At 65.2% G+C, this 12644-nt stretch carries 12 protein-coding genes; 7 read left to right on the top strand and 5 right to left on the bottom strand.

Translation table 11 applies throughout. From position 1 onward, the window contains the following. Positions 1–328: 328 nt before the first annotated feature. The 4 genes from ACRVY7_RS00060 to ACRVY7_RS00045 are packed head-to-tail and all read left to right on the top strand — an operon-like array spanning position 329 to position 5072. Entirely contained in the window at positions 329–1747 is a 1419-nt protein-coding gene (locus ACRVY7_RS00060) for an extracellular solute-binding protein (protein WP_431815533.1), read from the top strand. Next, positions 1744–3054 (top strand): carbohydrate ABC transporter permease, encoded by a 1311-nt coding sequence (locus ACRVY7_RS00055; RefSeq protein WP_431815532.1) that lies wholly within the window; start codon positions 1744–1746, stop codon positions 3052–3054. Before ACRVY7_RS00060 ends, ACRVY7_RS00055 begins: the two co-directional genes overlap by 4 nt. Positions 3055–3060: 6 nt before the next feature. Further along, entirely contained in the window at positions 3061–3891 is an 831-nt protein-coding gene (locus tag ACRVY7_RS00050) for a carbohydrate ABC transporter permease (RefSeq protein WP_049699506.1), read from the top strand. Positions 3892–3896: 5 nt separating this feature from the next. Next, complete coding sequence (locus ACRVY7_RS00045) at positions 3897–5072, top strand: ABC transporter ATP-binding protein (protein WP_431815531.1); 1176 nt, start codon at positions 3897–3899, stop codon at positions 5070–5072. Between the two features lie 50 nt (positions 5073–5122). On the opposite strand, the gene ACRVY7_RS00040 is transcribed toward ACRVY7_RS00045, so the two are convergent. From ACRVY7_RS00040 to fmdA, 3 genes are read right to left on the bottom strand one after another with little or no spacing between them, the layout of a single operon-like run. Then, the gene (locus ACRVY7_RS00040; RefSeq protein ID WP_049699504.1) at positions 5123–5980 is read right to left on the bottom strand and encodes a ParB N-terminal domain-containing protein; all 858 of its coding nucleotides are present in this window, start codon (positions 5978–5980) and stop codon (positions 5123–5125) included. After that, a complete protein-coding gene (locus ACRVY7_RS00035; protein WP_431815530.1) occupies positions 5970–6656 on the bottom strand; it encodes a metallophosphoesterase family protein in 687 nt (228 codons plus the stop codon). Before ACRVY7_RS00035 ends, ACRVY7_RS00040 begins: the two co-directional genes overlap by 11 nt. Before the next feature lie 44 nt (positions 6657–6700). Then, positions 6701–7954 (bottom strand): formamidase, encoded by a 1254-nt coding sequence (fmdA, locus tag ACRVY7_RS00030; protein WP_431815529.1) that lies wholly within the window; start codon positions 7952–7954, stop codon positions 6701–6703. Positions 7955–8029: 75 nt separating this feature from the next. Between fmdA and ACRVY7_RS00025 the strand changes: the two genes are divergently transcribed. Further along, positions 8030–8317: an FmdB family zinc ribbon protein gene (locus ACRVY7_RS00025; protein ID WP_431815528.1), complete on the top strand. Its 288-nt coding sequence runs from the start codon at positions 8030–8032 to the stop codon at positions 8315–8317. Positions 8318–8341: 24 nt separating this feature from the next. After that, complete coding sequence (locus ACRVY7_RS00020) at positions 8342–8917, top strand: suppressor of fused domain protein (protein ID WP_200903264.1); 576 nt, start codon at positions 8342–8344, stop codon at positions 8915–8917. A gap of 48 nt (positions 8918–8965) precedes the next feature. Here ACRVY7_RS00020 and ACRVY7_RS00015 read toward each other — a convergent pair whose 3' ends face one another. Continuing rightward, positions 8966–10036, bottom strand: a complete 1071-nt coding sequence (locus ACRVY7_RS00015; RefSeq protein ID WP_049699499.1) for a magnesium and cobalt transport protein CorA — start codon at positions 10034–10036, stop codon at positions 8966–8968. Between the two features lie 13 nt (positions 10037–10049). On the opposite strand from ACRVY7_RS00015, the gene ACRVY7_RS00010 reads away from it, so the two are divergent. Further along, positions 10050–11075 carry a glycine betaine ABC transporter substrate-binding protein gene (locus ACRVY7_RS00010; RefSeq protein ID WP_431815527.1) on the top strand — a complete coding sequence of 342 codons (1026 nt, stop codon included), beginning with the start codon at positions 10050–10052 and terminating at the stop codon, positions 11073–11075. Between the two features lie 161 nt (positions 11076–11236). Here the strand turns inward: ACRVY7_RS00010 and ACRVY7_RS00005 are convergent. Further along, positions 11237–12644, bottom strand: a 1408-nt coding sequence (locus ACRVY7_RS00005; RefSeq protein WP_431815526.1) for an HNH endonuclease signature motif containing protein, incomplete at its 5' end; no start/stop codon positions are given.

Here is a 12644-nt window from a genome sequence, read left to right as displayed (position 1 = left end):
GCGCGCGAAGAACATTGGCACGGTCGCGCCGAATGTGTTGCTTGTCACTACCGCGCCGGACTAGCGTAGCCACCAACGCCATGGCGCGCGGTGACGCGCGTTGTGCTGCGTGCGACATCGAGGAGGCTGCGTGCGGAGCGACGGTGACCAAGCCGGTAGCGGCGATCGCGACAGGGATTCGGGCAACACCGATTCGGGCAACACGGATTCGAGCACTACGGATTCGAGCACTACGGATTCGGGCAACAGGGATACAGGCGTTGTAGTCCGGCGTCGCAGGGCCGCAGATGTGGCCGGCAGGGCATCGGGGCGGGGTCGATCACGACGTATGTCGGTGAAGGCGGCCGTCGCAGCGGCGGCACTGGTCACGGTGCTCCCGATCGTGTCGGCATGCGGTTCCGGGCATGAGCCGGGAGTCCTGAATCTGTATCCGCCCGCCGACGGCGCCGGTTCGATCAAATCCATGGGCGACAAGTGTTCTCAGGAATCCGGTGGCAAATATCGGATCGTGACGACGGCCTTGCCCAAGGCGGCCGACGACCAGCGTCTGCAGTTGGCGCGACGACTTTCGGGCAACGACAAGAGTCTCGACCTGATGGGTATGGACGTCGTGTGGACCGCGGAGTTCGCCGACGCCGGATGGCTCACACCGGTGCCCGAGAGCGTCGCGGGTGAGGTGGAGGGTCGAACGCTGGGTGGTCCGCTCGAGACCGCCAAGTGGAAGACGAAGAGCGATGACGCGGAACGGCTTTACGCGATCCCGATCTGGACCAACACCCAATTGCTCTGGTACCGCAAGGATGTTCTGCGCGACACCCTCGACAAGGGGCAGCCCGCCAAGACGTGGGACGGCATGGTGGCCGACGCGACCCGCAGCCTCGCCAAGGGCGGGCCGAGCTACATCATGGTGCAGGGCAAGCAGTACGAGGGCCTGATGGTGTGGTTCAACTCGGTCCTCGCGAGCGCTGGCGGCGAGGTGGTCGACCCCAACGATCCGAACAAGGTGACGCTCAACGACACCCCGGAACACCGCGCCGCCACGGTGAAGGCGCTCAGCGTGCTCAAGGCCGTTGCGACCGCGCCGGGACACGATCCCTCGTTGACCAACGGCGACGAGACCAGTTCGCGTCTGGGCATGGAGACGGGAAAGGCGATCTACCAGGTCAACTGGCCGTTCGTGCTCTCCTCGATGCGAGAGAACGCCGCCTCGGGCAGCGTGCCGTTCCTGACCGACATGCAGCAGTATGCCGGTCTGTTCGCCGACAAGGACAACACTCCGACAGACGAACAACTGGCACCGGTGACTCGCGCGGTACGGCAGAAGTTCGATTTCGCTCCCTATCCCGGTGTGACGGAGGGAATTCCGGCCAAGAGCACGGTCGGCGGGTTGAATATCGCGGTGGCGAACACCTCGCAGCAGAAGGACCTGGCGTTCGAGGCGGCGATGTGTCTGACGAACGCGCGGGCGCAGAAGTTCTATTCGATCGACGCGGGCACCCCGCCGGTCATCTCGTCGCTCTACAGCGATCCCGATTTCCGTGCGGCGTATCCGATGGCTGACGACATCAAACTCCAGCTCGAACCCGAGCATGCGGCACTGCGTCCGAAATCACCTGACTACCAAGCGATCTCGACGCTGTTGCAGGCCAAGCTCTCTCCGGTTGGCTCGTGGGACCCCGAGGCTCTGGTCGACCAGCTTGCCGAGCAGGTACAAAAGGCGATCGACGGGGAGGGACTCATCCCATGACATCCGGTAACGACGGCACGGGCAACGACCCGGCCGAGGAGCGCAGGGGCAGGCACGCGATGCCCGGCGACGGCGACGACACCGGGGGATCGTCGACGACGCAGGGGTCCGGCTCCGGGCACGGGCCCGGATCGTACGGTCGCACAGTGCATTCGGACGCGTGGACGCCACCAGAGCGTCTCGGTCAGCCCACCGGAGGTGCACCCGAGCATGCCGCGCCGACGTCGAGCACCCCGTCCTCCGAGATTCCGTCATCAGAGACCCCGTCTTTGGAGAAGTCGGCGCCGCTGACGCCCACCGCCGCGCAAGCGACAGTGGTCGGGGCCGCTGCCCGCGCGGATGCCACACGGTCGGGAGGCGGGACGTCAACGGCGACTCTGGAGCGGGCGGCGACGTCGTCGAAGCGCGCGAAGCGATCCGGCGAGTTGAGCGAGGGCAAGAAGCAGGAACGTCGACTGGCGTATTGGTTGATCGCGCCGGCCGTGATCCTCATGCTGGTGGTCACGGCGTATCCGATCGTCTACGCATTCTGGTTGTCGCTCAACAAGTCCAGCCTGTCTGCGCCGGGCGAGCGCGAGTTCACGTGGTTCAGCAACTACGGCACGGTGCTCAGCTCCAACTACTGGTGGACGGCGTTCTTCGTCACGCTCGGCATCACCGTGGTCTCGGTCGTCATCGAGTTGGTGCTCGGCATGGCGATCGCGATCGTGATGCATCGCACCATCTTTGGGCGCGGTGTGATCCGAACGGTCGTGCTGATCCCGTACGGCATCGTGACGGTCGCGGCCGCGTTCTCGTGGTACTACGCGTGGACACCCGGCACCGGTTACCTCGCCAACCTCCTGCCAGACGGTAGTGCGCCGCTGACGCAGCAGTGGCCATCGTTGGCAATCATCGTGCTCGCCGAGGTCTGGAAGACCACGCCATTCATGGCGCTGCTCCTGCTCGCCGGTCTCGCCCTGGTGCCCGATGAGCTGCTCAAGGCCGCTGAGGTCGACGGCGCGGGCGCATGGACCCGCCTGCGGCGCATCATCATTCCGATGATGAAGCCCGCGATCCTGGTCGCGCTGCTGTTCCGTACGCTCGATGCGTTCCGCATCTTCGACAACATCTATGTGTTGACGGCAGGCAACAACAACACGTACTCGGTCTCGATGCTCGGCTACGACAACCTGTTCAAGGCGTTCAATCTGGGTGTGGGATCAGCGATTTCGATACTCATCTTTATCTGTGTCGCGATCATCGCCTTCATCTTCATCAAGGGCTTCGGCACAGCCGCGCCCGGTTCCGACAACGAGGGGAGGTAGGACGCCATGAATCGCACCGCCAAATCTCGGGTCGGCTGGCTGATCGCCGACATCCTGGTCGTGCTCTACGCGATCATTCCGCTGCTGTGGATCATCAGCCTGTCGTTCAAGCCGGCGAGCAGCGTGACCGACGGCAAATTCATCCCGACGCAGTGGACCCTGGAGAACTACTCGGGGATCTTCCAGACGAGCGCGTTCACCTCTGCGCTGCGTAACTCGCTCGGTATCGGTCTCATCACCACGCTGATCGCCGTCGCGATCGGCACGATGGCCGCCTATGCGGTTGCGCGCCTGGACTTTCCCGGCAAGAAGCTGCTCGTCGGCGCTGCACTGTTGATTGCGATGTTCCCCCAGATCTCGCTGGTCACACCGCTGTTCAACATCGAGCGCAGCATCGGACTCTTCGACACCTGGCTCGGCCTGATCCTTCCGTACATCACGTTTGCTCTGCCGCTGGCCATCTACACGCTGTCGGCCTTCTTCCGGGAGATCCCGTGGGAGTTGGAGAAAGCGGCAAAGATGGACGGCGCCACGCCATTTCAGGCGTTCCGTAAGGTCATCGCGCCGCTCGCAGCGCCCGGTGTTGTGACCGCGGCGATCCTGGTGTTCATCTTCGCCTGGAACGACCTGCTCCTCGCACTGTCGTTGACCTCGACCGAGCGGGCGATCACCGCTCCCGTCGCGATCGCGAACTTCACCGGCAGTTCGCAATTCGAGGAGCCGACCGGCTCCATCGCTGCTGCGGCGGTCGTCATCACCATCCCCATCATCATCTTTGTGCTCTTCTTCCAACGTCGAATCGTCGCCGGCTTGACCTCCGGCGCGGTGAAGGGATAGTCCCCATGGCAGAGATCGTGCTCGACAACGTCAGCAAGAAATACGCGGACGGCACTGTCGCCGTTCACGACTTCACCCTCACGATCGCCGACGGCGAGTTCATCATCCTCGTGGGGCCGTCGGGCTGCGGAAAGTCGACGACCCTCAACATGATCGCGGGTCTCGAGGACATCAGCAGCGGCGACCTGTACATCGGTGGAGAGCGGGTCAACGACAAGTCGCCCAAGGACCGCGACATCGCCATGGTCTTTCAGAGCTACGCGCTCTACCCGCACATGACGGTCCGACAGAACATCGCGTTCCCGCTCACCCTGGCGAAGCTGCCCAAGGACGAGGTCAACAAGAAGGTCGACGAGGCCGCCAAGATCCTCGATCTGACTCAGTATCTCGACCGCAAACCGTCGAATCTGTCCGGCGGCCAGCGCCAACGCGTCGCCATGGGACGCGCGATCGTGCGGTCGCCCAAGGCATTTCTCATGGACGAGCCGCTGTCGAACCTCGACGCCAAGCTTCGCGTGCAGATGCGCACCGAGATCTCACGCCTGCAGACGCGGCTGAGTACGACGACCGTCTACGTCACGCACGATCAGACCGAGGCGATGACCCTCGGTGATCGCGTGGTGGTGATGCGCAACGGATACGTCCAGCAGGTCGGAGCACCCAACGAGCTCTACAACAACCCGGTCAACGTGTTCGTCGCAGGGTTCATCGGTTCGCCGTCGATGAACTTCTTGCCGGGCACACTGAGTGCCGACGCGATAGACACTCCGCTGGGACGATTGGTTCTCGACGACCACGATGCCATTGCGGCCGAGGCGAAGAAGGAAGGCAGCAACGGCGAGGTGCTGATCGGCATCCGGCCCGAGCAGATCGAAGACGCTTCGCTCATCGACCCGACGGTGAAAGCGCGTGGCACGACGTTCACCGCCGACATCGATGTTCTCGAATCGATGGGTTCGGACAAGTACGCCTACTTCACCATCGATTCCGGCCGCGCAGCCAACGACGCCCTGGCCGAACTGGCAGCGGATTCGGGCTCAGACCTCGGCACCGGTGAGATGGTCGCCAGGCTCTCGCCGGAGTCGGCGGTGACGAAGAACTCGCGTGCCGAGTTGGTGTTCGACACCGACAAGATCGCCGTGTTCGACCAGCAGTCGGGAGTGAGCCTGCGCCGCAGGTGATCGCCCCCGCTGGTCGAGCATCACCCCGCTGGTCGAGCTTGTCGAGACCACTACCGCCGGCGGCGCTGCGACTGCTCGCGGAGCTCCTCGATGATCTCGTCGTCCCAGATGTGCCTGCGCACAAGGCGATAGCGTTCGCCCGCGACCCACATGTAGAGTTCGGCGTCGTCGGTGATGTCGGGCCGAACCTCGGCGCGGCGTGCCATGCGGACCACCGGTAGAAACTCTTCGCCGAACCACCGGCGCGCGACCTCGGGCCTGCTCAGGAACTCTCCGACTTCTTGGCTGAGCCGAAAACCCCACGCCTCGACGGCTTCTGCCAGTTCTGCGTAAGAGAACGGGTCGGACAGGCGCACGGCATCCGCCTGCGCGCCCGCGAGGGGAACGCGTGCGAGAAAGAGTCGGCGGTGGTCTTTGAGGACGAGGTCGGAGGGCGCGTTGATTCCGTCAGGCGTGATGCGCGTGTGGATCTCGGTGACGTAGGCGTCGATCGTCTCGAGATGGCGGGCGATCGCGATCGAGACACGATGATGGCCGTCGATCACGAAGTACATCGATCCGATCTTGTACAGCAAGACCGGCGGCACCGACTCGCCCCGACGTTGCGCGGCGGCCAGACGTTGCCAACGTTGCCGGATGCGCGACGACGTCGGGCGAAAGTACTTGTCGAAATCCTTTGTGCGGTCGACACTTCCGACGATGTCGCGCACGTTGACCTGCTGCAGGCCCAGGTTGGTCTCGCCGGTTCTGCCCAGTGCGCGCACCACTTCGTCGAACGGCAGGATCGTGTTGACATCGGCGGGTTGGCGGGTGAACCAGTGCGTGAGACGGGCCAGTTCGGCCTGGCGCCGCATGCGCGCGAAGTCGTTCTCGGCGTCGGCGTCGGGAAATCCGGTGTCACGCGCCATATCGTCGCCTCACGATCGTGAAGTCGCGGTGGCCGGGATCGATGTCGAACTGGCAGTATCCGACGACGTTCACCGATGTGGTGTGCGTGCCGATCGCCTTGTCGGTCGGGTGTCCGCCGTAGGGATGTACGTGTCCGTGCACCAATAGCGTCGGCTCGAGATCGTCGACGAGCGGGTGAAAGCAGGCGAAACCCTTATGCGCCGGATCGTCTCCGTCGCCGACGCCCTGCGCCGGGCTATGCGTCAAGAAGATGTCGGGCCGACGCCGCGTCAGGTGTGCACCGACGCGAACTCTCCAGCTGCGCCACCGCTGTTGAGCCTCGGTGTACTGGTTGGGGCCGTCGTTGTAGCGGATTGAGCCGCCGAGTCCGCTGATGCGCAGCCCGGCAGCCTCGACGGTCCGTCCGTCGGCGTTGAGGGCGCCGAGCGGGCCCGGGTCTGCTGCGGGCAGTCCGGCGCGAAGCCATCCGGTGCGCGATTGCCGATAGCCGCGAAGGTCCGGGTCGTGATTTCCCGGCACGTATACGGCGGGAACGTCGTAGGTGGCCATGAGTCCGTCGACGTACTCGAACGGGAGGTCGCCCGCTGCGACGATCAGGTCGGGGCGACCCTGAACGCCGATGCCGAGAACGAGGGAGTCGACCACCTCGTCGGCGACAGCAAGAACACTCACCATGTGAGTCAGCGTAAGCCCGGTGCGCGGCGCACGTTGCCGAGCTCCTAGAAGCTGGCGTGCGGGGCGCCGATCCCCGGGTCGATCCGCACCGGCCCGTCTTTGGACGGCGCGACCGGAAAGTCGAAAATCGCGGTCGGAATGTACACGGTCGCACAGGAATTGGGAATGTCGACGACGCCGGACAGTCGCCCCTCGATCGGCGCAGAACCGAGAAGCAGATACGCCTGTTCGGGGCTGTATCCGAACTTCGTCAGGTACTCGATCGCGTGCAGACACGCCCGCTGGTAGGCGAGGTCGGAGTCGAGGTAGCGCTGCTCACCGTCGAGCGTCACCGACGTACCCGAGAAGGCGATCCACTCCGAGTACTGCGGATCGGTGTTGCCGGGCATGAAGATTGCGTTCTCGGTGACGCCGTAGGTCTCCATGCCGCCCTTGATCAGGTCGACGTGCAGATCGATGAAGCCGCCCATTTCGATGGCCCCGCAGAAGGTGATCTCACCATCGCCCTGCGAGAAGTGGAGATCGCCGAACGACAGGTTGGCGCCCGGCACGAAGACGGGATAGAAGACGCGACTGCCCTTGGTGAGATTCTTGATGTCCTGATTGCCGCCGTTTTCACGAGGCGGTGCCGTTCGTGCAGCCTCTGCGGCGACTCGATCGAACTCGGCCCCGCTCAGCGATCCGAGGATGGCGCCGTCCGGTTCGGGTGGAAGTGCCAGTGGCGGAACACGTTCGGGGTCGGTGGCGATCAGCGCGCCCTCTCGCGCGTTCCAGGTTGCCAGCAACTGCGGGCTTGGGGCCGTTCCCATAAGGCCCGGATGCACGATTCCGGTGTACTTCACATGCGGCACATGGCGACTCGTCGCACTCTGCCCGGCGAAATTCCAGATCGCCTTGTACGCGTCGGGGAACTGCTCGGTGAGAAACCCTCCGCCGTTGAGCTTGGCGAAGATGCCCGTGTAACCCCAGCCCTGGCCTGCGAGCGGACCCGAATCCTCCTGGGGGATGGGACCGACGTCGAGAATGTCGACGATCAGCAGGTCGCCGGGTTGCGCCCCTTCGATAGCGAACGGTCCGGAGAGTGTGTGCACGTTGTTCAGCGGCGCGTTGAGGATGTCATCGGCCGAATCGTCGTTGTGGATTGCGCCGTCGAACCACTCGCGGCAGTGCGCGCGAAAGGTGTCGCCGGGTTTCACCGTCACGGCAGGCGGAATGTCGGGATGCCACCGGTTGTGGCCGACGATCTGCTGCGCGGTGAACGGCTTCGATGAGTCCAACGAGAAGAGCAACTCCGGCATGACAGCCTCCTGGTGGCGCGACGGTGCAGTGCCTTTCGAGATTCCGCGACGCACAGGTCGCGCTATGGTCTGCACATGCCAACCTACGTCTTCCGGTGCCAGCAGGCATGCGATGACGTCGAACAGGTGCACTCGATGCTCACTGTCCCCGACGACGTGGAGTGTCCGGTCTGTTCGGAGCGCGCTCGACGAATCGTCACCGCAGCGAGGCTCGGCGTCGGCGACAGTGCTGCCATGCGGGCACACGACGCGACGCGCGCGACTGCGGACGCGCCGACGGTGGTGTCATCGGTGCCCGGTTCGCCTCGACGGTCGACGCCGGTGACCACCAACCCGCTGCACCGGCGGCTACCGCGTCCCTGAACCGCCCCGCTACCGTTGAGTGCCGTGAGTCCTTCCGTCACCGACACCGTGCACGAATACGTCGTCTCCGAACTCGGCGTCGAGCCGCAGCGGGCGTCTGTGACCTTCCTTGGTGTCGAGCCGATCGACGTCGAAAGATTCGCACTCGACGACGACGTGGTGTTCGTGACCGTCGGGTGCGCTCGTCATCCGATGACCGACCCCAGTGACATTCATGCCGACCCGCTGCGCGGTCCGCGCGTCGAACTCGTGGTGCGGATGCACACGGGGGTTGCGATGCCGGGGCTGCACCGACGATTGGCAACCGTCGCCGCCGCGCCGGCGGTCGAGGGGCTCATCCTCGCGCCGGACGCACTAGTCGACCTCGGCGAGCCCCTCTGGGATGGTGCGCCGTTCACCGCACTGCTGACCGCTGCCGACGAACTCGGCGAGGTGGTGTTACCCGACCCGATGGAACCGGTGCGGTTCCTGCGCGCCATCCCGATCACGGCGAACGAAGCCGCGTGGGTGCGCCTCAAGGGAGCCGACGCCCTGCGCGAGGCGTGGGCAGAGGCGAGCATCGACATCGCCGACGCGAGGCGTTCGCCTGCCAGCATGTGACCCGGTGAGTCGAGGCGGCGCCTCCATCTGGGCAGCCGGGGGCGGCGTTTACAGCCAGTGACTTCGCCGGAACGTCGCCCACAGTGCGCCGCAGATGAGGAACATCGTCAGGCAGAGAATGCCGAAGCCCTGCCGGTCGTGCATGCCGGGCAGGATGTCGAAGTTCATTCCGTACAGTCCAGCGACCATCGTCGGTACCGCGGCGATCGCCACCCATGCCGAGATCTTGCGCATGTCGCTGTTCTGCTGGATGCTCACCTTCGTCGCGGCGGCGTCGAGTAGCGAACTGAGGACCTCGTCGTATTCGACGACATGCTCGATCACGGTGCTGAGGTGGTCGGACACATCGCGGAACTGGCGTCGAATCTCTTTGGGCACCAACGTGTTGTCCGACGCCAGCCGTGACAGCGGACCTGCCAGCGGCGTGACCGCGCGGCGCAGTTCGAGAACCTCGCGGCGGAGCAGATAGACCGGTTCGATGTTGAGCCAGCGCTGCTGTCGGGAGAAGACGGTGCTCTCGATCGACACCACGTCGTCTTCCATCCGCTCGGAGACGGCGAGGTAGGAGTCGACGACCTTGTCGGCGATGGCGTGCAGCACGGCGGTCGGTCCGAGCACGAGGCGTTCTGGTCGGGCTTCGAGTCGTCGACGCAGATTGTGTAGATGGGTGTGGTCGCCGTGGCGAACGGTGATGACGAAGTCGCGGCCGGCGAAGACCATGATCTCGCCGGTTTCGACGACCTCGCTGGCCTTCTCCATCGACTCGTGCTCGACGTACTTGACCGTGCGGAGCACGAGGAACTGCGTGTCGTCGTAGACCTCGAGCTTGGGACGTTGGTGGGCGTGCACCGCGTCCTCGACCACCAGCTCATGCAGGCCGAACACCTCGCCGACGCCGGTCATCTGCTCGTCGTCGGGCGCGGCGAGTCCGAGCCACACGAACCCCTTGCCGGTCTCGCGTACCTGCGCGAATGCGTCAGCGTAGGTGATGCGCCCCGGCTGTCTGATTCCGTCGACATAGACCGCGCAGTCGACGACCGCCCGTGCGACGGGGACCGGAATCCGGGGGAGCGGACGCGCCCCACGCGCGTTCCGTGCACCTGGGCGGAGGTTGGGCATTGGCACGAGGTGGATGCTACTCGTGCAGGGGCATCGTTATACCGTGAGAGCCGTGCGGAATCGTGTGTGGGCCACCGCTGTCGTCATTGCGGTTGCGATGGTTGTCACCGGGGTGCTCGCGGGATGTTCGGATTCGTCGCGTGACTCCGCGTCGTCGAGTCGGCTGTTGCATCTCGGCTCGGCCGACGACCCCGCGCTGCGGGTGATGGCCGAGATCTACGCGGGAGCATTGCGCGACGTCGGTGCACCTGTTGCAGATGACTTGATCCGCGGCGACGACACCGCATTGCTCGACGAGATGGATCGCGCGCGGGTCGACCTGTTTCCCGCGTTTAGTGGCGACCTTCTCACCTCGCTGGCGCCGAAGGCGACGGTCACGTCGTCGGACGACGTCTACGACGAGCTCAATCGCTCTCTGCCCCAAGGTGTTTCGGTGGGTGATGCGACACCCGTGAGTGCGACGCCGCAGGTCTTTGTCGCGACGTCGCTGGCGCAGTCGAGCAATGTCACCGATCTATCAGAGTGTGGGCGACTGCCCGAGGGGCTTCCCGTCGTTGTCGTCGGACGTCCGGAACCCGCGGATATGGCTGCGTTCGCAGCGCAGGGTTGCCGCTTCGGTGCGGTGGAGTCGGTCGGATCGGCCCGCGAGGTGATCGCACGAGTGGGGACGGCGCGGGCTGTCGGAGTGGTGACGGCACTCGACGCCGCGGTCGCTCTCGACCCCGCAGCGCCACAGATCCAGGCGCTCAGAGTCCCCGCGCCGACGCAGGACAACGCGGGACAGCCGTCGACCCCCTCCAACCCGGCGACTTCAAATCAGTCTCAGTCTCCGACTCCGTCTCCGCAGAGCGGTCCGCGCGCGCAGAATCTCGTTCCGGTGTATCGGACCGCCGCGCTGACCCGCAGCGAGGTCAAGCAGATCAATCGTGTCGCGGGGGAGATCACCACCGCCGACCTGGCCGAACTGGCACGACGCGCAGACGCGGGCGCCGAACCACGCGACCTCGCGGTCGGGTGGCTCGGCGAGCACGGCCTCTAGTTGGAGCGGGGCAGGAGGCTTCGTCGCCCCAACCACGTTGCCCAACCACGTCTGCCCCGCCACCGGGGTGTGGTGGCGGGGCGTAGACGGGTTGCAGCACAACCTGATTCGACGGTTCACCCAATTCGCTGGGCGGGTGTGCCGCCTGGTCGTCGCGCCGCTTAGGCGGCGTCGGCCAATGGTGGGTCGACGCCTCCGGGTGGGTCGACGCCGCCGGGTGGGTCGACGCCGCCGATGCGGTTGGGGCCGCCTGGTGGGGCGGGACCTGTTGGCGCTTCTGGGTCTGTGGGTGGCTCGGGGTCGAGTTCGAGTGGCCTGGTTAGGTTCCATCGGATGTCGACCCGCGAGCTGAGGCGCACGGTGTCGCCGGAGGGCATTGCGCACACCAGAGCGAGCTCGACCCGCCCGGCGGGCGGGTTGGATACTAGGGGCGGAGGCACAATCGCGGTGACGGCTGTGTCTGTGGCGATTCCGGTACCGGTCGTGCGTGCCGCGGCTGCGGCTTGGTTGTTGGTGTGTTCTGCGGCGAGGTAGTCGTGGAAGTCGGCTTTGACGTCGGCGATGCGGTTGATGCGTTCGGGATTCTCCGGCATACCTGGCTTGGCGTTCAATCGCCACGCGACCCGGCCGGTGTCGGGGCCGTCGGTGATCATGCGGGTGGTGAACTGTCCGGGTTTCGGGCCGACCCGTCGGTTGTGCACATCACAGGCGGGCACCAACTGGTCGATATCGGTCAAGCCGCCGTCGGCCCAGTCTTTCGCGGCGTGGTGCATCTGCACCCTGCTCGCGGGCTGGTTACAGCCGGGTGCGGAACACATCTTTCCGCCGGGTGAGGCGAATGAGGCGAGTCGTTGTCCGAGTGACGCGATCCGTTTCGACCGCCCCAGGTAGAGCGGGATGCTGGTGTGGTCGCCGAACACCGCCAAATACTGGCTCGCTCCGGTTGAGGCGGCCATGTTGATGACGTCTTGGATGGGGAGGAGTGTTCCGGACGTGGTTTGCGCGATTCCCGCCTGCTCTTCGAGTTCCTGCAGGCTGGTGGTGACGATCACCTGAATCGGCAACCCACGATGCGTGTGACCCAACATCCCTGACTCGAGTACCTGTCCCAACAGGGCAGAGAAGGCGTCGTGGTTGCGTTGCGCTGGCGAGCGTTCATCACGCAGAGCAGCCGCCGCCACCTGTTCCGCATTCGCGGTGGTGATCGGACCGACCGGCGAGTCGGGGTCGTCGGGGTTGTTCATGCCGGGTTTGGCCCACGCGTCCAACACCGTGTCGAGTCGGGCGCGGGCGATCGGATCGAGGTCGGCGGTCAGCCGCGACATGAGTTGCGCGTTCTGCCGGTTCACCCACAGGCGGCGTCGACGTTTGCGGTCTTTCGAGGTGGTCAGCGTGCCATCCGGGTCCAGGTGCGCCAACAATCGTGATCCCAAATTGGTGATCTCGGCAGGGGTGAATTGGACCGCGTACCCGGCCATCTGTGCTTCGGCGGCGGCTTTCGTCTCGGCCGACACTTCACTAGGGATTGCCTCCAACACCTCGAGTACCGCGCGCACGTGTGCGCGCGCG

The organism is Gordonia jacobaea, from assembly GCF_965344965.1.
GTDB lineage: Bacteria > Actinomycetota > Actinomycetes > Mycobacteriales > Mycobacteriaceae > Gordonia > Gordonia jacobaea.
This window is presented reverse-complemented; position numbering and strand designations above follow the sequence as displayed.